General features: G+C 38.9%; 17 protein-coding genes, 12 tRNA genes and 1 rRNA gene. 2 read left to right on the top strand and 28 right to left on the bottom strand.

The genetic code is table 11. The annotated features are described in order from the left end of the window. Positions 1–120: 120 nt before the first annotated feature. The 14 genes from KPL75_RS15530 to KPL75_RS15465 form a co-directional block, all read right to left on the bottom strand. Positions 121–1,672 (bottom strand): 16S ribosomal RNA (locus KPL75_RS15530). A 76-nt stretch (positions 1,673–1,748) separates the two neighbouring features. Continuing rightward, positions 1,749–1,819, bottom strand: a tRNA-Gly gene (locus KPL75_RS15525). Position 1,820: 1 nt separating this feature from the next. Then, positions 1,821–1,897 (bottom strand) — tRNA-Pro (locus tag KPL75_RS15520). 3 nt (positions 1,898–1,900) lie between these two features. After that, positions 1,901–1,977: transfer RNA gene (locus tag KPL75_RS15515), tRNA-Arg, on the bottom strand. A 97-nt stretch (positions 1,978–2,074) separates the two neighbouring features. Further along, a tRNA-Leu gene (locus KPL75_RS15510) sits at positions 2,075–2,157 on the bottom strand. A 16-nt stretch (positions 2,158–2,173) separates the two neighbouring features. Next, positions 2,174–2,246: transfer RNA gene (locus KPL75_RS15505), tRNA-Lys, on the bottom strand. Between the two features lie 5 nt (positions 2,247–2,251). After that, positions 2,252–2,326 (bottom strand) — tRNA-Gln (locus tag KPL75_RS15500). A gap of 87 nt (positions 2,327–2,413) precedes the next feature. After that, positions 2,414–2,489: transfer RNA gene (locus tag KPL75_RS15495), tRNA-Asp, on the bottom strand. Between the two features lie 3 nt (positions 2,490–2,492). Continuing rightward, positions 2,493–2,569 (bottom strand) — tRNA-Met (locus KPL75_RS15490). A 24-nt stretch (positions 2,570–2,593) separates the two neighbouring features. Continuing rightward, positions 2,594–2,669, bottom strand: a tRNA-Val gene (locus KPL75_RS15485). A gap of 4 nt (positions 2,670–2,673) precedes the next feature. Then, positions 2,674–2,748 (bottom strand) — tRNA-Glu (locus KPL75_RS15480). Positions 2,749–2,756: 8 nt separating this feature from the next. After that, a tRNA-Ser gene (locus KPL75_RS15475) sits at positions 2,757–2,847 on the bottom strand. Between the two features lie 5 nt (positions 2,848–2,852). Next, a tRNA-Asn gene (locus KPL75_RS15470) sits at positions 2,853–2,927 on the bottom strand. A gap of 114 nt (positions 2,928–3,041) precedes the next feature. Further along, positions 3,042–3,497 carry a SprT family protein gene (locus KPL75_RS15465; RefSeq protein WP_219916895.1) on the bottom strand — a complete coding sequence of 152 codons (456 nt, stop codon included), beginning with the start codon at positions 3,495–3,497 and terminating at the stop codon, positions 3,042–3,044. Positions 3,498–3,706: 209 nt separating this feature from the next. Here KPL75_RS15465 and cmpA point away from each other — a divergent pair, with 209 nt between their 5' ends. Then, the gene (gene cmpA / locus KPL75_RS15460) at positions 3,707–3,823 is read left to right on the top strand and encodes a cortex morphogenetic protein CmpA (RefSeq protein WP_001143642.1); all 117 of its coding nucleotides are present in this window, start codon (positions 3,707–3,709) and stop codon (positions 3,821–3,823) included. Between the two features lie 58 nt (positions 3,824–3,881). On the opposite strand, the gene KPL75_RS15455 is transcribed toward cmpA, so the two are convergent. From KPL75_RS15455 to acpS, 6 genes are all read right to left on the bottom strand, one after another. Next, on the bottom strand, positions 3,882–6,050 hold the full coding sequence (locus tag KPL75_RS15455; RefSeq protein WP_219921114.1) for a Tex family protein: 2,169 nt from the start codon (positions 6,048–6,050) through the stop codon (positions 3,882–3,884). A gap of 68 nt (positions 6,051–6,118) precedes the next feature. Continuing rightward, the gene (ndoA, locus tag KPL75_RS15450; RefSeq protein ID WP_000635965.1) at positions 6,119–6,469 is read right to left on the bottom strand and encodes a type II toxin-antitoxin system endoribonuclease NdoA; all 351 of its coding nucleotides are present in this window, start codon (positions 6,467–6,469) and stop codon (positions 6,119–6,121) included. 4 nt (positions 6,470–6,473) lie between these two features. Then, a complete protein-coding gene (locus KPL75_RS15445) occupies positions 6,474–6,761 on the bottom strand; it encodes an antitoxin EndoAI (protein WP_000004570.1) in 288 nt (95 codons plus the stop codon). A gap of 311 nt (positions 6,762–7,072) precedes the next feature. Further along, positions 7,073–8,242: an alanine racemase gene (gene alr / locus KPL75_RS15440; RefSeq protein WP_002151404.1), complete on the bottom strand. Its 1,170-nt coding sequence runs from the start codon at positions 8,240–8,242 to the stop codon at positions 7,073–7,075. A 117-nt stretch (positions 8,243–8,359) separates the two neighbouring features. Then, positions 8,360–9,310, bottom strand: a complete 951-nt coding sequence (locus KPL75_RS15435) for a LolA family protein (protein ID WP_219921113.1) — start codon at positions 9,308–9,310, stop codon at positions 8,360–8,362. A gap of 156 nt (positions 9,311–9,466) precedes the next feature. Further along, positions 9,467–9,826 (bottom strand): holo-ACP synthase, encoded by a 360-nt coding sequence (acpS, locus tag KPL75_RS15430; RefSeq protein ID WP_002029438.1) that lies wholly within the window; start codon positions 9,824–9,826, stop codon positions 9,467–9,469. Between the two features lie 92 nt (positions 9,827–9,918). Between acpS and KPL75_RS15425 the strand changes: the two genes are divergently transcribed. Then, a complete protein-coding gene (locus tag KPL75_RS15425; RefSeq protein WP_219916894.1) occupies positions 9,919–10,467 on the top strand; it encodes a rhomboid family intramembrane serine protease in 549 nt (182 codons plus the stop codon). 126 nt (positions 10,468–10,593) lie between these two features. Here KPL75_RS15425 and uvsE read toward each other — a convergent pair whose 3' ends face one another. The 8 genes from uvsE to KPL75_RS15385 form a co-directional block, all read right to left on the bottom strand. Continuing rightward, a complete protein-coding gene (gene uvsE, locus KPL75_RS15420) occupies positions 10,594–11,556 on the bottom strand; it encodes a UV DNA damage repair endonuclease UvsE (protein ID WP_219916893.1) in 963 nt (320 codons plus the stop codon). 92 nt (positions 11,557–11,648) lie between these two features. Beyond that, the gene (locus tag KPL75_RS15415) at positions 11,649–13,268 is read right to left on the bottom strand and encodes a degradosome RNA helicase CshA (RefSeq protein WP_219916892.1); all 1,620 of its coding nucleotides are present in this window, start codon (positions 13,266–13,268) and stop codon (positions 11,649–11,651) included. 306 nt (positions 13,269–13,574) lie between these two features. Continuing rightward, positions 13,575–14,951 carry a UDP-N-acetylmuramoyl-tripeptide--D-alanyl-D-alanine ligase gene (gene murF, locus KPL75_RS15410; RefSeq protein ID WP_219916891.1) on the bottom strand — a complete coding sequence of 459 codons (1,377 nt, stop codon included), beginning with the start codon at positions 14,949–14,951 and terminating at the stop codon, positions 13,575–13,577. 60 nt (positions 14,952–15,011) lie between these two features. After that, the gene (locus KPL75_RS15405) at positions 15,012–16,100 is read right to left on the bottom strand and encodes a D-alanine--D-alanine ligase (protein WP_219916890.1); all 1,089 of its coding nucleotides are present in this window, start codon (positions 16,098–16,100) and stop codon (positions 15,012–15,014) included. Positions 16,101–16,400: 300 nt separating this feature from the next. Beyond that, the gene (locus tag KPL75_RS15400; protein ID WP_219916889.1) at positions 16,401–17,675 is read right to left on the bottom strand and encodes an MDR family MFS transporter; all 1,275 of its coding nucleotides are present in this window, start codon (positions 17,673–17,675) and stop codon (positions 16,401–16,403) included. Between the two features lie 106 nt (positions 17,676–17,781). After that, the gene (locus KPL75_RS15395; RefSeq protein WP_219916888.1) at positions 17,782–19,197 is read right to left on the bottom strand and encodes a branched-chain amino acid transporter BcaP; all 1,416 of its coding nucleotides are present in this window, start codon (positions 19,195–19,197) and stop codon (positions 17,782–17,784) included. A gap of 256 nt (positions 19,198–19,453) precedes the next feature. After that, the gene (locus KPL75_RS15390) at positions 19,454–20,626 is read right to left on the bottom strand and encodes a homogentisate 1,2-dioxygenase (protein WP_070140604.1); all 1,173 of its coding nucleotides are present in this window, start codon (positions 20,624–20,626) and stop codon (positions 19,454–19,456) included. Further along, entirely contained in the window at positions 20,592–21,548 is a 957-nt protein-coding gene (locus KPL75_RS15385; RefSeq protein WP_219916887.1) for a fumarylacetoacetate hydrolase family protein, read from the bottom strand. The genes KPL75_RS15390 and KPL75_RS15385 overlap by 35 nt, the downstream gene beginning before the upstream one ends. Positions 21,549–21,572 lie beyond the last annotated feature (24 nt).

Raw genomic sequence — 21,572 nt, 5'->3', positions numbered from 1 at the left:
ACACTGTTATCTAGTTTTCAAAGAACATACATTTAAACTTGAGAGATAGTTCTCTCAAAACTGAACGAAACGAAACAAGTCAACGTTTATTGATGAACTGCGTTCATCAATTCTCCATAGAAAGGAGGTGATCCAGCCGCACCTTCCGATACGGCTACCTTGTTACGACTTCACCCCAATCATCTGTCCCACCTTAGGCGGCTGGCTCCATAAAGGTTACCCCACCGACTTCGGGTGTTACAAACTCTCGTGGTGTGACGGGCGGTGTGTACAAGGCCCGGGAACGTATTCACCGCGGCATGCTGATCCGCGATTACTAGCGATTCCAGCTTCATGTAGGCGAGTTGCAGCCTACAATCCGAACTGAGAACGGTTTTATGAGATTAGCTCCACCTCGCGGTCTTGCAGCTCTTTGTACCGTCCATTGTAGCACGTGTGTAGCCCAGGTCATAAGGGGCATGATGATTTGACGTCATCCCCACCTTCCTCCGGTTTGTCACCGGCAGTCACCTTAGAGTGCCCAACTTAATGATGGCAACTAAGATCAAGGGTTGCGCTCGTTGCGGGACTTAACCCAACATCTCACGACACGAGCTGACGACAACCATGCACCACCTGTCACTCTGCTCCCGAAGGAGAAGCTCTATCTCTAGAGTTTTCAGAGGATGTCAAGACCTGGTAAGGTTCTTCGCGTTGCTTCGAATTAAACCACATGCTCCACCGCTTGTGCGGGCCCCCGTCAATTCCTTTGAGTTTCAGCCTTGCGGCCGTACTCCCCAGGCGGAGTGCTTAATGCGTTAACTTCAGCACTAAAGGGCGGAAACCCTCTAACACTTAGCACTCATCGTTTACGGCGTGGACTACCAGGGTATCTAATCCTGTTTGCTCCCCACGCTTTCGCGCCTCAGTGTCAGTTACAGACCAGAAAGTCGCCTTCGCCACTGGTGTTCCTCCATATCTCTACGCATTTCACCGCTACACATGGAATTCCACTTTCCTCTTCTGCACTCAAGTCTCCCAGTTTCCAATGACCCTCCACGGTTGAGCCGTGGGCTTTCACATCAGACTTAAGAAACCACCTGCGCGCGCTTTACGCCCAATAATTCCGGATAACGCTTGCCACCTACGTATTACCGCGGCTGCTGGCACGTAGTTAGCCGTGGCTTTCTGGTTAGGTACCGTCAAGGTGCCAGCTTATTCAACTAGCACTTGTTCTTCCCTAACAACAGAGTTTTACGACCCGAAAGCCTTCATCACTCACGCGGCGTTGCTCCGTCAGACTTTCGTCCATTGCGGAAGATTCCCTACTGCTGCCTCCCGTAGGAGTCTGGGCCGTGTCTCAGTCCCAGTGTGGCCGATCACCCTCTCAGGTCGGCTACGCATCGTTGCCTTGGTGAGCCGTTACCTCACCAACTAGCTAATGCGACGCGGGTCCATCCATAAGTGACAGCCGAAGCCGCCTTTCAATTTCGAACCATGCAGTTCAAAATATTATCCGGTATTAGCCCCGGTTTCCCGGAGTTATCCCAGTCTTATGGGCAGGTTACCCACGTGTTACTCACCCGTCCGCCGCTAACTTCATAAGAGCAAGCTCTTAATCCATTCGCTCGACTTGCATGTATTAGGCACGCCGCCAGCGTTCATCCTGAGCCAGGATCAAACTCTCCAATAAAGTTAGTTTGTCTAGCATCTAAAAATAAAAATTGACGTTCACGTTGTTTGTTTCGTTCAGTTTTCAAAGAACTAAAAGCGGGTGAAGAGAATCGAACTCTCGACCAGAGCTTGGAAGGCTCTTGTTTTACCACTAAACTACACCCGCGTGGTCGGGAAGACAGGATTTGAACCTGCGACCCCCTGGTCCCAAACCAGGTGCTCTACCAAGCTGAGCCACTTCCCGTTATGGCGCGCCCGAGAGGAGTCGAACCCCTAACCTCTTGATCCGTAGTCAAACGCTCTATCCAATTGAGCTACGGGCGCTTATTCATGATGTTTTTTCGTCGTTGTATTTTAGCGACTCAATTATCTTATCATACTACATTTTCAAATGCAAGTACTTTTTTAAAAGATTTTTTGATGCGGCCGAGAGGACTTGAACCTCCACGGGGTTTCCCCCACTAGGCCCTCAACCTAGCGCGTCTGCCGTTCCGCCACGACCGCGCGAAAAAAACAAAAGTGAGCCATGAAGGATTCGAACCTTCGACCCTCTGATTAAAAGTCAGATGCTCTACCAACTGAGCTAATGGCTCGTAAATGGCTGGGCTAGCTGGATTCGAACCAGCGCATGACGGAGTCAAAGTCCGTTGCCTTACCGCTTGGCTATAGCCCATCGAAATAGTTATCTTCTTTTCAAAGACAAATGTTATTGTACCATAATGTCCAATAAAAAACAACTGCCCTATAGCAGAAGTTAAAATGGCGGTCCCGACCGGGGTCGAACCGGCGATCTCCTGCGTGACAGGCAGGCATGTTAACCACTACACCACGGGACCATTTGGTTGCGGGGACAGGATTTGAACCTGCGACCTTCGGGTTATGAGCCCGACGAGCTACCGTACTGCTCCACCCCGCGATAATATTATTTATATAATTTATATGGTGGAGGATGACGGGATCGAACCGCCGACCCCCTGCTTGTAAGGCAGGTGCTCTCCCAGCTGAGCTAATCCTCCGAAGTGGTGACCCGTACGGGATTCGAACCCGTGTTACCGCCGTGAAAGGGCGGTGTCTTAACCACTTGACCAACGGGCCAATATATATGGCAGAGAAGAAGGGATTCGAACCCTCGCACCGCGTTAGCGATCTACTCCCTTAGCAGGGGAGCCCCTTGAGCCACTTGGGTACTTCTCTGTATATGGCTCCGCAGGTAGGACTCGAACCTACGACCGATCGGTTAACAGCCGATAGCTCTACCACTGAGCTACTGCGGAATAATGAAGACAATTTGTATCTTATAAAAATTGTCATCGTAAGTCAAGAAGTTTTTTCACAACGTCTTGCGCAAACGGGACATGTTTATAATATACTGGATTGCGTTTTCACTGTCAAGATGTTTTCACTACCAGTTTTAGTTGTCCTTTGCACTTTCCACATACATATCTTTGTGTATTTATTTGACGTCTTCTTACATATTGAAACGAACAACCCATACATTCATACGTATAAACTTTTGTTTCCTCCTCACTAATCATTCGTTTACAAAAACGTGGTGCACCTACTTTCTCTAATAACTCACGAAAATCTCTATCTCGGTGCTTATACCCTTTTCCTGTGATATGTAAGTGATAATGACAAAGTTCATGTTTAACAATCCCGACTAACTCTTCTTTACCGTACATTTCGTAATATCGATAGTTCAATTCTATATTATGATTCTTCAATAGATAGCGCCCACCAGTTGTACGTAACCTACTATTAAACATCGCTTTATGTAAAAACGGCATTCCAAAGCATTGTAACGATACCTCTTCCACTAACCTTTGAATTTCTTGCTCATCCATTCTCATTCCTCCTAAACTAAAAAATATTTTTACACTTTTCTCCCTTCTTATACATATAGTAAATAGTACATATACCCATCCTCATTCAAGAAGCGTGATTTCTAAAAATGCAGCATTGCTAGAAATCCACTCACCAACCTCTCATCAAAGTTACCTTAACTAAAAGGAGCTACTTTCTTGAGAGCAGGATTAAACAAGGAGGGATTCCTATGCCCACGTGGCTAAAGAAACAAATGCAACGTGCATATTTCGAAAAAAACCGGTATCAAATCAAGTTACTAAATGAATGCTGGTTTTATTATAGTAAAATACATCAAAGCTCATAATCAATTAAACTTTCCAGTTCATAAAAAAAAGAGCAGTTTCATCTGCTCTCTCTTCTTACTATTCAATCGGTAACATTGACAATGCAACACGACCTTTTTTCGTATCAATATCATCTACCCATACTTTTACAATTTGTCCCACGGATACAATATCTAATGGATGCTTTACAAATTGTTTGCTTAGTTTAGAAATATGTACTAAACCATCTTGCTTCACACCAATATCAACAAAGGCACCGAAATCAACAACATTGCGAATCGTTCCCTCCAATTCCATACCACGCTTTAAATCTTCTAATTTTAAAATCCCCTTTTTCAAAAGTGGCTTTGGCAACTCATCCCTCATATCTCGTTCCGGGCTAATTAAAGCATCCATAATATCAACTAATGTTGGCTCACCAATCTCCGTCTCTTGAGATAATTTAGAAATATCCACTCCTTCTAAACTCTTTTGCAAGTTTGGTTTCCCCACATCACTCTTCGATAACCCTAAGCTCTTTAATAGTAATTCAACATTTTTATATTGTTCTGGATGAATCCCTGTACGATCTAATGGATTCGCTCCTTCTAATATACGTAAAAACCCGATACATTGTTCATATGTTTTTGCACCTAAACGCGGGATTTTCTTTAACTCAGTTCGCTTCGTGAATTTCCCATCTTCCTCACGCTTAGCTACAATATTTTTCGCAACTGTTTTTGATAACCCCGAAACATATTGCAACAATGCAACTGAAGCTGTATTTACATTAACACCAACTCGGTTAACTGCCGTCTCTACTACAAATGTTAATGATTCATTTAATCTCTTTTGAGATACATCATGTTGATATTGTCCCACCCCAACAGATTTAGGGTCAATTTTCACAAGCTCTGCAAGTGGATCTTGTAGACGTCTCCCAATTGAAACAGCACTTCTTTCTTCAACCTGTAAATTCGGAAACTCCTCGCGAGCTACATCAGATGCTGAGTACACACTAGCACCCGCTTCATTTACAATAATGTAAAATACATCTCGTTCTACATTTTGTAATACATCCACTATAAATTCTTCCGTTTCTCTCGAAGCTGTACCATTTCCAATCGCTATCATTTCAACTTCATATTTATCTATAATTGAAATGATTTTCGTTTTTGCATCCTCATATTTACGAGCAGGCGGATGCGGATAAATAACATCTATGTAAAGAACTTTTCCTGTATCATCTACTACAGCTAATTTACAACCGGTTCTATATGCTGGATCTACCGCTAACACAACTTTCCCTTTCATCGGAGGTTGTAATAATAAATTACGTAAATTCTCAGAGAAAATATGAATCGCTTGTTCTTCGGCCGTTTCCATTAACTCTTTACGAATTTCTCTTTCTATTGAAGGTTGAATTAATCGCTTATATCCATCTTCCATCGCTAATTGTACATAATGCGCACTTTTAGAAGCTTCATCAAGAATCATTTTTTTATGTAAAAACTGAAGAATTTCTTCAATTGGCGTGATAACAGAAATTCTTAATACGTCTTCCTTTTCACCACGATTCATAGCTAGCACACGATGTGGCACTACCTTTTGCAACGGTTCTTCATAGCCATAATACATTTCATATATATTCTTTTCATCTTTTTCTTTATCTTTTACAGATGAAGACATAACCCCTTTTCGGAAAGTAGTATTGCGAATCCAACTACGATATGCCGCATTATCCGAAACAAGTTCCGCAATAATATCTTGCGCACCTTGCAACGCATCTTCTGCAGACGCCACTTCTTTTTCTACATTAACAAATTCCATAGCCTTCTCTGCTGGATTTTCTTTTTTATATAATAATAGCCACTCAGCTAACGGTTCTAATCCCTTTTCTTTAGCAACTGTAGCTTTCGTTCTTCTTTTTTCTTTATATGGACGATACAAATCTTCTACTTCCTGAAGTTTTATTGCAGCAACAATATGACGACGCAACTCTTCGGTTAGTTTACCCTTTTCATCAATAAGACGAAGAACCTCTTCTTTCCTATTTTCTAATTGCATCATATATTGCCATCTTTCTAAGATTGTACGAATTTGCACCTCATCTAGAGATCCTGTCCATTCTTTTCGGTAACGAGCGATAAATGGAACTGTGTTACCTTCTTCTGTTAATTGAATAACATGACGAACTTGCTTTTCTGTAAAGCCTAATTCTTTCACTAACATTTTCATTAACCCTTGTCGATTATCTACCATTTCCATATCCAACCGTAACCTCCTCTATAATAAAAAAAAGTTGCCCTGTAAAGAGAGCAACTTAAACTGCCGATTTAAAAATCTATTAGTCCTAAACTAATTTGTAACGCTTCATCTACACGACTCATCATCACTTCATCCAAATGAGTGATTTTGTCCGTTAAGCGCTGCTTATCGATTGTTCGAATCTGCTCAAGTAAAATAACAGAATCCCTCTCAAAACCGTACTTTTTCGCATCAATTTCCACATGAGTGGGTAATTTCGCTTTTTGAATCTGTGCAGTAATAGCCGCTACAATCACAGTCGGACTAAAACGATTCCCGATGTCATTTTGAATGACAAGAACCGGACGAACGCCTCCTTGCTCAGAACCAACAACTGGGGAAAGGTCTGCAAAATACACGTCGCCGCGTTTTACAATCAAAATATTACCCCCCGCTAACTAAGCGTTCTACTGTATGAGCTGCTTCATACTCTGCTAAGAAAGCTTCAGATGCAATACCAAGATTAATTTTTCCCATTTCAATGTACCCACGTCGCATTGATTCATGTTGGTAGCGTTTCTTCGTCTTATGTTGACGCAATAACAGTTGTGTTGCCTGGCAAATTAGTTCATGGCGATTCTTATTCTCTTGTTTTCCAATTCCGTCCAATTCCGTTACCATTTGCTTTGGCAACCGAACCACGATTTCAGTAGTTACACTTGATTCGGACACAAAAATACACCTCCACCGTCAACTACACACCCAAATATATATATGACACCTATTGTAATAATACCATTGTATGGAGCCTGTTGCAAAGACTTCCTTATTCCTTGCTTATGTTTTCCAATTCATAAATAAAACATTCATCTTCTTTTAATTTTTATCTCTTTCAAACAAGAAATCAAGCAATCCTTCAGTAATATTTCATTGCAACTTATATTAATAATAATTATAAAAAGAAGCTCCCTAGCAAAAAAGAGCCTATTCTTTATTAGTGAAACTCCTCCAAATGACGAGATGCTGAGTAATAATACCTTCTTCTATATATCGTTCAAATAATTGATTACTTCTACAACTTTACCATGTCGTATAAATATTCTCGGTACACGGAAGCTTATCGTTGCAATAATTTCATAATTAATAGTCCCGGAATATTCAGCAACCTCGGTAGCACTAATATACTCATCACCTTGTCTCCCAATAAGTGTAACTTTCGTACCAAGTGGCACTTCACAAGGAAGATGTATCATGAATTGATCCATTGTTACTCGCCCTACAATCGGTACTCTTTCACCATTTACAAGCACTTTAAATCCTTGCAACCTTCTAAGCCAGCCATCTGCATACCCAATCGCAACTGTCGCAATCCATTCTTCGGTTCTCGTTCGGTATGTGACATTATAACTAATCCCATCCCCTTTAATCACTTGCTTAATATGAGCAACCTTCGTATGAAGTGACAACGCTGGTTCCAATTTAAATGGTAAAAAAGGACGTATTTCTACAGATGGGGATAGTCCATACATCGCAATACCAATTCGCACTGCATTAAATGTAATCCCTTGAAACCTTAACGTTGCAGCACTATTGGCTGTATGGACAAATTTAGGGTTCACTCCAAATTCTTTCAACCAACTTAACTGCTGCAAGAATGTATTATATTGCTTATCAAAGTAAGAAGTCTCAACCTCATCGGATGTTGCAAAATGTGTATATACTCCTTCTAACTCTAAAAATGGTGCGCCTTCTAAACTCTTTAAGAACCCCTTTAATTCTTTACGTTCACGTATTCCGATTCTCCCCATACCACTATCAAAATTAATATGGAATTTCATTATTGATGAACCATCCCAGAGCTTTATCGCGTCTTCCACCCATTCTTTTTGAAAAACAGTTAATGCTACATCATTTTCAGCAGCAACATTTACATCACGCGGAGGGGAAGGACCTAATACTAAAATCGGTGCAGTAATACCAGCCCTCCGAAGCACTAAAGCTTCATCTAAAAAAGCAACTGCTAATCTTGTTGCCCCTGCTTCTAATGCGGTTTTAGCCACTGGTACATAATCGTGCCCATATGCATTCGCTTTAACTACAGCAAAAATTTCTACATCACTTGGAATGAACTCTTTAATATGCGTAACATTGTTGTAGATTGCATCTAAATCCACTTCCACCCAAGTGTCACGGTAAAACGGTGCTTTTTCCATAAATACACTTCCTTATACACGATATGCGAAGCTTATTCTTTTATATGCTTCTTTTATGAAATCCACCTTCAAACTAAGAAAAGACGTGGTGCACATATATCACCACGTCTAAGAAGTTTACTTCACCTGCTTCGCTGTAACCGAACGAGCAACCATCAACAACTCATTCGGCTCTAAACCTTTAGACACAAGCATATATTCCACTCCGTTATGCGACCACGTTACAGAGTCTTTCGTCAATGCACCAATTGTGAAACCAAGATCAACCGGCTCTCCACTTACACTTACCGCTGATGAGGCCTCTGCAACTTTTGCCTTTTCTTGTATTAAAGTAAAGGATTTCTTACTTCCAGTGTATGTGAGTATTGCTCGCTTGCCACTGTCTGTCTTCAACTCTTCTTCCTCTTTCAAAGTCATACCTTGCGGCGTATCACGTGGATACAAAATAGCAAACGGTTTGTCTTCTTTAGCTACCGTCTGAACATCCACTTGTGCTCTAGACATATTTTGTTTCGTATCAAATGCACCTTTATCAAACTTTGCATCAAACTTTACTTTAGTGAAATCTACTTTTACAAGGACATTTTGATCATTATCCATCAGTTTCACAGAGACTGGTGTTAAATCACTTTTATTCAACTTAATTTCTTGTTTCGGCAACATATTTTGATGTTGATAATTTGTTTTTGTTTTAAACACATAATATTTATCTGTTTTCTCGAAAGAGAGATTTTTCTTATCTTGCAAAATATCTCTTACAAGCGATTCATATAAATAAGCCTGGCTACTATTTTGCGGCCAATCACTTTGAAAACGGAAGCTTTTATTTAGCGCGGGTGTTAATACAAATACACCTTCATCATTTCTTAAAATAATTTGACTCTGATCCTTTTTCGCATTCTGCAAATTCACACGATAATACGAAGGTTCTTTATGCCAAATTTCTACGTTATACTCCTGAGGTTCATTTCCTGTTTTAATAGATAATTTCGCTTCAGCTTGATAACTCTTCATACTTTTAACTTTCGATTCTAAATCTCTCACAACATCTTCCTGTTTTTTTTCCATACAACCCGCCAACACAAAAACGGTCAATAAACCGACAAGAACTAAAAACAGACGCCTTTTCATCACTTCAGCCCCTTTGCCCCTATAAATGAATGGAAGATATGCCTTCCTTATCGCTACCTCAAATATATGAGACAAAGATATAAAATATGCAGACTAGCGTGACGAGCTTTCTAAAACAACTTGAGCAACAGCAAATTCTTTACTATGACTAATTGATAAATGAACAATATGCTCTGTATTTGTAATGATAATTGGTTTACCTCTATCATCATTCCTTACTTCAATATCTAAAAAACTCACTTCTTTCCCGATACCGGTCCCTACCGCTTTAGAATACGCCTCTTTTGCTGCAAATCTTCCAGCTACGAATTCTGTAAGACGACTTCCTTTCAGCCCCTCGGCAACACCACGTTCTCTTTCAGTTAAAATACGTTCCATAAATTTAAGCTTTCCATCTAGCATTTTTTCAATTCGATTTAACTCAATAATATCGATTCCAATCCCTATAATCATTTCAAAATCCCCTTCTTCTATTTAGCTTTCTTCATTCATATTGTAAGAATAACAGAGAATCTTTCTGATGCAAAAGGAGTGATACTAACAACATGCCAATACAATCTGCTCGCATGCTATTACAACCAGTTATCCTCTCTTTACTTCTTATACAATTAGTCATGGTTATGTTAGGCGACTTTTCTCTCTTTCCCATGGCAGCCTATAATGAATATATCGCTAAAGGAGAATGGTGGCGTGTCATAACTTCCCTACTTGTACACGTAGACTTACATCATTTTCTTTCTAATAGCATTTGTTTATTGGTGCTCGGTTCTTCTATTGAAAAGCAACTAGGACACTTTTCTTTCATCATCATTTTTTTCCTTTCTGGCATTCTCGGAAATATTTCTTCTTATATTATTATGCCTCTTGAATATGTTCACGCTGGAGCATCTGGCGGTATTTTCGGATTACTAGGTGCCCAATTATTTTTATTGTATAGTCGACATCGTTCTTCAAAACCCAGAGACATCGCTATTTTTTCAGTAATGATACTTATATTACTACTATTTACTTTCTTTAATCCCTCTGCCAATCCTATAAGCCATTTAACAGGACTGATCATCGGCGGCATGTGCACCCCTTTTTTAATAAAGTGAAACTTTAATCAGCAGGGGTTTTACGGGCATTTGATCTCCCACCTAACCCCCTCGCATTCGCCGGATTTTGAGGTGGGAGTCTTACTGCCCGCAAATAGCGGGACAAAAAAACCGATAGCGCAGAGCTTATTTAATATAAAAGCTCGCGCCATCGACAATTTCCACATCTGTTTGTTTACTTAACTCTCTCATTAGTTGAAATAAAGACTCGTCCTTTTTCTTCGCCTCAATCATACAATCAATTTGCGGAACACTCCCCTTTATCTTTTTCAAAAAAGATAAGAAGGTATCTACATCAATAAAATCTGCATGTGCTCTCGAGTCTTTTCCATCTCTAGGACTGGAGATGTGCATTTTAACTGGTAACAAAGAAGATTCCCACGTATGTACAACACGTGCCCAATCTTCATGCCAATCTTCCTGGTCATTATTCATCATATGATGGTGCAAATCAAACACAACTGGAATGTCTAATTTCTCACCTAAATACAATGTTTCTTCTAAAGAAAAGGTCGTGTCATCATTTTCTAATATAATCATCTCTTGAATACCTCTTGGAACAGTTGACCAATTTTCTATAAAGCGTTCTAATGCGAGCTCCTTATCGTTATAACCTCCTCCCACATGTAATACACATCGTTGCTTATGTTCAATTCCCATACCCTTTAACAATTTTTTGTGCATATGCAATGTCTTTACAGATTGTTTGAAAATACTCTCCTCAGGTGAATTTAGCACAACAAAATGATCTGGATGGAAGTCAATTCGCATATTCATACGAATTGCATATTCACCTAATTCTTTCAGATTTTCTTTTAAAGGACGAATATAGTTCCAATCTAACAACTCCTCATGATTCGCTAAAGGAATAAGCTTGGAACTAAGTCGAAAGAAAGATACATCATGTCCTTTATTATGCTTTAATAACCGTAAGCAATTTTCCAAATTCGAATTAGCAATTCTTTCGAGTTTACGAATCGCAGCCTCTCGATCATCAATCCGCTGAAACTGTGCATATGTCATCGTTTGAGATGGAGATGCATTCTTCAAATGCACACTCATCGCAACATACCCAAGTCTTACAAGCATATAGCACCTCATTTCTATACGAGTTATTATGTAGTATGCACAATTACAGAAATAAAAAAAGAGAATGCCAGCAAAGGGCATTCTCTTTTTTATTAAGCTTGTGGACGGCTATGATGTTTTCTTTCGCCGCGTCCATTTGAAGAAGATCCAGGGCGACCTTGACCTTCACCTCTACGACCACGGTTACCATCACGGCTACCACCATCACGATTGCGATCACGGTTACGACCATCGCCACCGCCGCGTCCATCACGGCTACCACCATCACGATTGCGGTCACGGTTACGACCATCGCCACCGCCGCGTCCATCACGACTACGATTACGGTTACCATCACGGTATCCGCCTCCGCTACCGTTACCACCGCGTTTTTTAGAACCGCCACCTCTTGAAACAACTGGTGGTTCTGATGTTAAAGCGATTGGAGTTGTATCTGGCTCTTTTGTCATCATTTTTAAAGCAGCAGCTACTACTGTTACAGAGTCATTCTCTTCTAACATTTCTTCTGCAATACGCTTGTAGTATGATAAGTTTTCATTTTGGATTGCACTTTGAAGCTTTTCTGCGATTAAACGTTGTTGACCTTCTAATGCCTCGTCAAGTGTCGGTGCTTCCATACGATCAACTTTACGTTTTGTTGTGCGCTCGATATTTTTTAATTGTCCTGATTCACGTGGTGTTACAAATAACATTGCAATACCTTTTTTACCAGCACGGCCAGTACGACCGATACGGTGAACGTATGATTCTGGATCTTGTGGGATATCGAAGTTGTATACGTGTGTTACGCCTGAAATATCAAGACCACGTGCAGCAACGTCTGTTGCAACAAGAACTTCAATAGCACCTTCTTTAAATTTACGTAATACAGACATACGCTTCGCTTGTGTTAAGTCACCGTGAATACCTTCTGCTGCATAACCACGTAAGTTTAATGCTTCTGATAATTCATCAACACGACGCTTTGTACGACCGAATATGATTGCAAGCTCTGGAGATTGAATATCTAGTAAGCGTGTTAAAACGTCAAACTTTTTCTTTTCTTGCACTTCTAAATAGAACTGCTGAATGTTTGGCATTGTTACTTCTTTTGCTTTTACTTTAATGTGTTGAGGCTCAGTCATGAAACGCTCAGCAATACGACGGATTGGATCTGGCATTGTCGCTGAGAATAATAATGTTTGATGTGTTTCTGGCACATCTGTTAAAATCGCTTCAATATCTTCAATGAAGCCCATGTTTAACATTTCATCCGCTTCGTCAAGAACAACAGTCTCTACGTTTTGTAAGCGAAGTGTTTTACGGTTAATATGATCTAAAATACGACCCGGCGTACCAACAATAATGTGTGGGTGTTTTTTTAGAGCACGAATTTGGCGGTTAATATCTTGACCACCATAAATTGGTAGAATACGAACACGTTTATGTTTACCAATTTTATATAGCTCTTCTCCAACTTGAATTGCTAATTCACGCGTTGGCGCGATAACAATACCTTGAACTGCTTCTTTATTTGTATCCACTTTATCTAATAGTGGTAATCCGAATGCTGCTGTTTTCCCTGTACCTGTTTGCGCTTGCCCAATAATATCCTTACCTTGCAATGCATGTGGAATTGTTTCAGCTTGAATCGGCGTAGCCTCTTCAAAGCCCATACTTTCAACAGATTGTAGTAAAGACTCACTTAATCCTAATTCTCGAAATGTTGTCAATGTTACTTCTCCTTTTCTATCCTATACTTATCATTTAAAAAAAGGCGTTTTCCGAACTTGCGGAAAAGCCCTTTTCCTGAATACTTACGTATATAACCGGGCGTATATTCTTCACGAAAATACTTCTAAACGTTATTACACTTTATCAATTATAAGTTTTGTAGGTGTAAAAAGCAAACCCCAACTGTTACCTTATTTCATATTCAGAGCTTTTTTCTTTACTTTTATTTTTTTATCATTTACTGTAAGCGCTTATTATAAGTTTCCACTATTTTCGTGGCTATCATCCCTATTTATATACACCAATTATTTCAACATCGTAATTACTTCTTCTAATTTCATGCCGCGAGATGCTTTTACTAATACAACATCTTTCATGCCGACTACTGCTTGCAACTCTTTTATTAACTCTTCTTTACTATCATACGCTTTTACACGGTCTTTAGGGAAATTAATTTTTGCACCTTCAGCAATTTGAGCCCCTAATCTACCATATGTGAATACATATGAGATTTTTGCTGGATCAATTAATTTACCTACTTCATAATGAAATTGCACTTCTTGATTTCCAAGTTCTAACATATCACCTAGTACAACAATTTTTTTAGCAAATCCATCTAAACCATTCATTAGGTGGAACGCAGCTTCCATAGCTGTTGGACTAGCATTATAAGCATCATTGATAATTGTTAAACCACTATCTGTTTTTACAATTTCCATACGCATACCTGTCATTTGAAGTGTTACTAAACCCTTTTTCATTTCTTCCCACGTTACACCAAAATGTTTTGCAATTGCCATTGAAGCAAGCGTATTATATACATTATGCTTTCCTAGTACTGGCAGATAGAATGACAAAGTTTCATCCCTGTTCATCTTAAAGTGTGTCCCAGTAGCCTGTAATGTTACAGTAGTTGGATAATAATCATTTGCTCTCGCATCACCAAATGTAACTGTTTCAGCTGCTAAATTCATTTCTGGAACACGATTCGTTAATAGCGGCTCATCTCCATTATATACGAACACGCCACCCTTTTGTAAACCTGTAACAATTTCTAACTTTGCTTCAGCAATCGCCTCACGAGAGCCTAAATCCATTAAATGTGCCTCGCCAATATTCGTGATAATAGCTGCATTAGGACGAGCTAACTTAGATAGAAATTCAATTTCCCCTCGGCTTGACATGCCCATTTCTAATACAACTACTTCTGTATTTTCCTCTAAATTTAAAATAGTAAGGGGTAAACCGATATGGTTGTTGAAATTACCTTCTGTTTTTTGAACTTTAAATTTAGTCGCAAGAATACTTGTTACAATATCTTTCGTAGATGTTTTACCATTACTACCCGTTACACCAACAACTTTTACATCCAATTGATCACGATAATTTTTCGCTAACATTTGCAATGCTGCTAGTGTATCTTCTACAAAAATAACTGGAAGGTTTTCAGGTGGATTTTCTACATCTTTCATCCATAATGTAGCAATCGCCCCGTTTTCAACAGCTTTATCTACAAAAGCATGTCCATCGAAACGTTCACCTTGAATCGGAACATATAAATTTCCTTTTTCAATTTTCCTCGTATCAATAGACACTCCTTGTATAGTAATTCCCTCATACTGCTCTGCTAATCCAGTGCCATTTATCATCTGCTCTACTTGTTTTAACGTTCGGTTTATCATGAAAACACTCCTTACATAGAGGAAGCACTATTCCTCTGAATAGTGCTTCCTCCTTTTTTGTTAGATTGTATATTTAATTTTTTGTTTTTCTTCGTGACGCTCAATCGCTAAGCGAATTAGCTCTTCAATTAATTCCGGATACGGTAACCCTGTATGTTGCCACAATAGAGGGAACATACTAAATGGCGTGAATCCTGGCATTGTGTTTACTTCGTTAATATATACCTCTCCATCTTTCGTTAAGAAGAAATCAGCTCGTGTTAAGCCCGAACCATCTAATGATTGGAATGCAATAATTGCATCTCGCTTAATTACATTAGACTCTTCTTCTGTCATTTCAGCTGGAATAATTAACGCTGTATCACCATCGATGTATTTCGATTTGTAATCATAAAAATCTTTTTTCGGTACAATTTCACCTACAACTGAACATTTCGGTTCATCATTACCTAATACACCAACTTCTACTTCACGACCTACAATATTTTCTTCTACAATAATTTTACGGTCAAATTGGAATGCCTCTTCGAATGCATTCTCAAGCTCTTCACGATCATTACACTTATTAATACCAACACTTGAACCAAGGTTTGCTGGTTTTACGAAGCAAGGATATCCTAATACTTCTTCTACTTTTTCATACGCTGTTTCACGATCTTTTTCCCATGCGCTACGAATGAAAGATGCATATTCCGCTTGTTTCAATCCAGCTTCTGCAAAGATATTTTTCATAACAACTTTATCCATACCAGCAGATGATGCTAATACACCGTTACCTACATATGGAATGTTTAGTAATTCTAATAATCCTTGTACTGTTCCATCTTCACCATTCGGTCCATGTAATAATGGGAAAATAACATCAATTGCATCTTCTTGTTTAGAATTTGCAGTTGGGATAATTTCTGTACTTAATGATACCGGAGAGATTGTATTTTCTTCCCCACTTATTTGTAATGCCTCAACATTTGTTACTTCGCCTTCAATACGCTCACCGCGCATCCATTGGCCTTGCTCTGTAATATAAATTGGATGAATCTCGAATTTATCTTGATTTAATGCTTTAATAGCAGCAAGAGCCGTTTGTAACGAAACTTGATGCTCAGCTGATTTTCCACCGTATAATAAACCTAATTTAATTTTTGTCACTGAAATCACCCTAACCAATTGTTTTCATTTTTCTATTTTAGCACTTTTTATAAAAATAGGTAGTTCCTATTTGAAATAAAATGTAACTTCCACAAATAATTAAAAGACACCACTTATTGGTTTTCTACACTTTTTCTCTTTAATTTCTACACACCTAAACAAAATTAAACTTTAAAGCAAAATTGCTATCTAATCTAGTTATGTACCTAAAATATGTAGAAATCCACTTTGTGTGTATGTCATCTATATTACCCTACCATTTGTGGAGGGTGAAAAAACATTGATTAAAGTTTCATTTTATTAAGAAGACTGTTTTGTAGGCGTATCTTTTTGCCTCTGCTCAACAAGACGATCTAAAGAAACATATACAAAGCCTGCAACTACACACCCTACACTTAAAATTGTAAATAAGTAGTGACCAAGCAAACGATCCAATAGAAAACCACCAAGAAGTGGACCGAATGCACTTCCTGTAATCCACTGCAAACTCGCCGCCCCCATATAGGTTCCTCTCAAATGCTCAGGGGCCAAATTCGCTACAAACGTCATCTGTACAGGCGACATAATCATCTCGCCTAACGTATATATGGCATAAACAAACATTAACGTCATTAAAATAATTGTAGCATTTGTATCATATTCTCCAAACCACTTCGGTAACCATCCTATAAAAAACAAACCAATTCCGAACAAACACGCACCGTATAACATCGTCTTTCCGACAGGTTTATCTGTCGCCCATTTTGAAATTTGAAATTGAAATAAAACAACTAATAGACCATTTAATGCCATTAAATATGGGTATGGATTGTTGACTCCAAAAATATCCTTCATTTCGTTATCAAAGTGAAGCGGTAACATGCCTTCTGTTTGAGAAAACCCCATAGAAATAATGATCCCCGCTAACAAATAAATCATTAACGCCTTATCTCTCATTAAAATTTTCCAAACTGCTCCGGATTCCTTCTCTTTATTTTTTTCCGTCATATCCGTAATTTTTGGCATTGTTTCTTTAATAAGTACTAACACTAGTAGCGCGTAAAACAACATAGCGGATGAAGCAATAATAAACACGAGGTTCTTTGATAAAACAACTACTGATGCTCCCATTATCGGTCCAATTGCAGCACCAATATTGTGTCCCATTCGCAATAAACCATATGCTTCTGTTCTTTTTTCTGGCGCCGTCACATCCGCAACCATCGCTAATGCTGCTGGATGAAATAAAGAATTACTTAACCCTAAAAAAATAGATAAAATAGCGTATGGAATAAATCCTTTGATAAATAAAAAACCGAGCATTAATAACGCATTACTCGCCATTGAAAATATCATAATTGGCGTTCTTCCATATATATCAGCTATTCTTCCGCCTATAAGCGAGCCAAAGCTTGCAGCAATTGGAGAAAGCGCCATAATAATCCCAACTTGTAATAAAGAATCTACCTTATCTTTTAAATATAGTGCAAAAAAAGGCATTAACATCATCATCGCAATTCCGTTCAAAGTCTCACCGATAAATCGAATCCATACGTTACGATCCATCTCTCTTAGCTCACGCCATGTATTTTTCACATTTTCACCCCTTTAGTTCGCCAACAATTATCTTATAATACATTCAGAAAAATGTAAATTTTCAAAATAAAAATCCATCCTAACAGAATTAGAATGGATTTTCCACTTATAAATTTGCTACATCTTCTTCTTTTTTACTATTATTTAAAACACTACGCTTTCTACTATAGGCGAAATAAACTACTACACCGATAACCATCCAAACACCAAAACTGATCCAGGCTGTTGCTGATAATTGAAGCATCAAATATAAGCAAAAGATAACTGTTAATGCTGGTAAAAATGGTACAAGAGGCGCCTTAAACGCCCTTGGTAAATCAGGATGAGTTCTTCTCATCACAATGACAGCAACGGCTACAAGTGCAAAGGCTGACAAAGTCCCCATATTTACAAGGTGTGCTAAAACATTTAAATCTATTAATCCTGAAATAAGTGCTGCAATAATACCTGTTGTCCATGTATTTAAAAATGGTGTTTTAAATTTCGGATGAACTTTAGCAAGACGCTTCGGCAACAATCCATCTCTGCTCATTGCATATGAAACACGAACTTGCCCATACATCATAACTAGCATTACAGTTGTAATTCCTGTAATTGCTCCTACTGATATCACTCCCGCCAAACTATCTTGTCCAATAAATTGAAGTGCGAAAGCAACTGGATCTGATATATTCAACTGACCATATGGAACAATCCCTGTCAAAATAAGTGAAACAACAATGTAAAGAACCGTACAAACTAGTAACGATGCAATAATTCCAATCGGCAAATCGCGTTGCGGGCGCTTCACTTCTTCTGCGGCTGTTGATACAGCATCGAATCCAATGAATGCAAAGAAAACTGTAGCTGCTCCAGCCATTACACCATCTAACCCAAATGGCATAAAAGGTGTCCAATTTTCAGGTTTTACATAATTAAATCCAGCGAAGATAAAAATGAGAACAACTGCTAGTTTAATAAATACCATTATATTATTTACACGTGCACTTTCCCGAACACCTCTAGATAAAAGAGCCGTCATAACTAAAATAATTAGAACTGCAGGTAAATCAATTATTCCACCCTTTCCTGTACCAGGAGCCGAGGAGAGAACGGTCGGAATATGAATCCCAAATCCCTTTAATAACGATTGAAAATACGCTGACCATCCATTGGCTACAGCAGATGTAGCTAATAAATACTCGAGCATTAAATCCCATCCAATTAAGAATGCAAATACTTCTCCCATCGTCGCATACGTGTACGTGTACACACTCCCTGAGACAGGAACTGAAGAAGCAAATTCAGCGTAACAAAATGCAGCAAAGGCACAAGCTAATGCAGCTATAGCAAATGATAATATAATAGCTGGTCCAGAATGTTTCGCTGCTACAACGCCAGTAAGAACAAAAATACCAGTTCCAACAATTGCTCCGATTCCAAGCATTGTTAAATCAAGTGCCCCTAACGTTCTCGATAATGTCTTTTGTTTACTTTCTTGCAGTAACGTTGAAATCGGCTTCTTTTGAAAAATTTGCTTCATACTGTGCTCCTCCATGATTTTAGTTTTCTGAAAATTTAATTTACTTTTCCATTTTACCACGGCATGTTTTTTAGTCAATTCTTTTGTCGGAATAAACAGAAAACTATCGAGATACGCGCTATCCCCTTATCCTTCTTTCTATAAAAAGATTCACACAATCATATCTATATATCTTTTCACAACTGTTTTTGGTATTATTATACATGTCGATTCCACAAAAGAGGCATGCTCCTTTATTGAGCATGCCTCTTTTTACTTATTTCACAGTATATGAACCCTCTTCAATCCAGCTATACATATACTTTTCATCTTCCGTCTCATGTGCTTGTTTTACAATACGCAGCGGACGGAATGTATCTATCATAACAGCCAATTCAAGTGTTTCTTTCTTCCCTATACTCGCTTCTGTTTTTCCAGGATGCGGCCCATGTGGAATCCCGCTCGGATGAAGCGTAATAGAACCTTCTTCCACCCCTTTTCGGCTCATAAAGTTACCTTCTACATAGTAAAGTACCTCATCACTATTCACATTACTGTGATAATATGGTGCCGGAATTGATTCTGGATGATAATCATATAAGCGTGGTACGAAAGAGCAAATAACAAAATTATGACCTTCGAATGTTTGATGTACTGGTGGTGGCTGATGAATACGACCTGTAATCGGTTCAAAATCCTCAACATTAAATACCCATGGATATAAATAGCCATCCCAGCCAACAACATCTAACGGATGGTGCCCTAAAACATGCTTATGCATATAACCCCTCGACTTTGTCATTACGACAAACTCACCTTTTTCATCATATGTCTCCAATTTCTCCGGACCACGAATATCTCTTTCACAAAACGGACTATGCTCTAACAATTGCCCATACTCATTGCGATAGCGACTTGGTGTTGTAATTTGGCTATTCGCCTCTACAACAAGAAACTTAGTCTCTCCTTCATCTGGAATAACACGATAAATCGTTCCAATTGGGATCGTTACATAATCACCTTTTCTATAGTGAATCGTTCCGAACATTGTTTCAATTTTTCCTGTTCCATAATGAACAAATAACATTTCATCGCCATCACCATTACGGTAGAAATAGTCCATTTTTTCTGTTGGAGTCACTACTCCAATTAATAAATCCTCATTCCCAAGCATAAAGGTTCTTCCGCTTACTGCATCGCCAGTTTTTTTATTTTCTTTCGTGCGAAAATGACGATGTGCAAGAGCTACATCTTCTTCATACTGCAACTGACAAGAATGAGATAATGCCGCATGACCTACTTCCGTTGGCATATAATGATGGTACAAAATAGACTGCGTACCAGAAAAACCTTTCGTTCCCATTACCTGTTCTCGATAAAGCGCTCCATCCTTTTTACGAAATTGTACATGTCGTTTATGAGGTAGCTCCCCCATGTGACGATAAAACATGCCCATCACCTGCTTTCATGTCTTTTTTTACCGTATTACGTAATGTACCTAAACCAGTAATCGACAGCTCTACAACATCTCCATCTTGTAGCCACTCTTCTGTACCAAGTTCTAAAATACATCCTGTTCCTACTGTTCCAGAACCAATCACATCTCCCGGATATAAGGTCACGTCTTGTGAAGCACGTTCAATCATTTCAGCAAACGTATAGTAAATATCTTGAAGGTTTCCCTTTGATAATAGTTTTCCATTCACGTGAGCAGTCATCTCTAAATCATATCGATTACCATTACGATACATGTCTAATTCCTCTTTCGTAACGAGATACGCTCCTAATGAAGTTGCAAAGTCTTTTCCTTTTGCTGGTCCAAGCCCTACCTTCATTTCTGTTGCTTGTAAGTCCCTTGCACTCCAGTCGTTCATAATACAATAACCAAAAATATATTCCTCTGCTTGCTCACGAGAAATATTTCGTCCTTCTTTTCCGATTACACAAGCAATCTCTAATTCATAATCAAGCTTTTTAGACTTCTTCGGGCCAATTACAAAATCATCCGGACCAATAACAGCACGATGGTTAGTAAAATAAAAAACCGGGATATCATACCATTCAGGTACAACATCTAGCCCTCTTCTCCCGCGGGCTGTTTTTACATGCTGTTCAAATGCATAAAAATCTCGAATGCTACTCGGATTAGGAATTGCCGCTGCTAATTGAACTTCCTCTAAGGAATATATACCCTTTTCAGGATTCTTAATATTACGCAATACTTCTACATACTCATCTGCTTTCTCTAAAAAGGCAAACATAGAAGAAGGTAATTGTCCATCACTCGCAAGATTCATATCGATTACTTTGTCACCTTCAAGCCATCCAGCTCGCATTTCTTTCGATGGGAGACGAAATGTAACAAATTTCATCATGATTCCTCCCTATGAAAATGA

Source organism: Bacillus sp. NP247 (genome assembly GCF_018966865.1).
In the GTDB taxonomy this organism is placed as follows: domain Bacteria; phylum Bacillota; class Bacilli; order Bacillales; family Bacillaceae_G; genus Bacillus_A.
The sequence above is the reverse complement of the archived record's forward strand: the minus strand, read 5'-3'. Positions and strand labels throughout refer to the sequence as shown.

Coding starts and splice junctions, on each gene's coding strand:
- KPL75_RS15465 (WP_219916895.1), bottom strand. CDS start 3,497: ATGGATGAGCAAGAAATTCAAAGGTTAGTGGAAGAGGTATCGTTACAA.
- cmpA (WP_001143642.1), top strand. CDS start 3,707: ATGCCCACGTGGCTAAAGAAACAAATGCAACGTGCATATTTCGAAAAA.
- KPL75_RS15455 (WP_219921114.1), bottom strand. CDS start 6,050: ATGGAAATGGTAGATAATCGACAAGGGTTAATGAAAATGTTAGTGAAA.
- alr (WP_002151404.1), bottom strand. CDS start 8,242: ATGGAAAAAGCACCGTTTTACCGTGACACTTGGGTGGAAGTGGATTTA.
- KPL75_RS15435 (WP_219921113.1), bottom strand. CDS start 9,310: ATGGAAAAAAAACAGGAAGATGTTGTGAGAGATTTAGAATCGAAAGTT.
- acpS (WP_002029438.1), bottom strand. CDS start 9,826: ATGATTATAGGGATTGGAATCGATATTATTGAGTTAAATCGAATTGAA.
- KPL75_RS15425 (WP_219916894.1), top strand. CDS start 9,919: ATGCCAATACAATCTGCTCGCATGCTATTACAACCAGTTATCCTCTCT.
- uvsE (WP_219916893.1), bottom strand. CDS start 11,556: ATGCTTGTAAGACTTGGGTATGTTGCGATGAGTGTGCATTTGAAGAAT.
- murF (WP_219916891.1), bottom strand. CDS start 14,951: ATGATAAACCGAACGTTAAAACAAGTAGAGCAGATGATAAATGGCACT.
- KPL75_RS15395 (WP_219916888.1), bottom strand. CDS start 19,197: ATGAAGCAAATTTTTCAAAAGAAGCCGATTTCAACGTTACTGCAAGAA.
- KPL75_RS15390 (WP_070140604.1), bottom strand. CDS start 20,626: ATGTTTTATCGTCACATGGGGGAGCTACCTCATAAACGACATGTACAA.
- KPL75_RS15385 (WP_219916887.1), bottom strand. CDS start 21,548: ATGAAATTTGTTACATTTCGTCTCCCATCGAAAGAAATGCGAGCTGGA.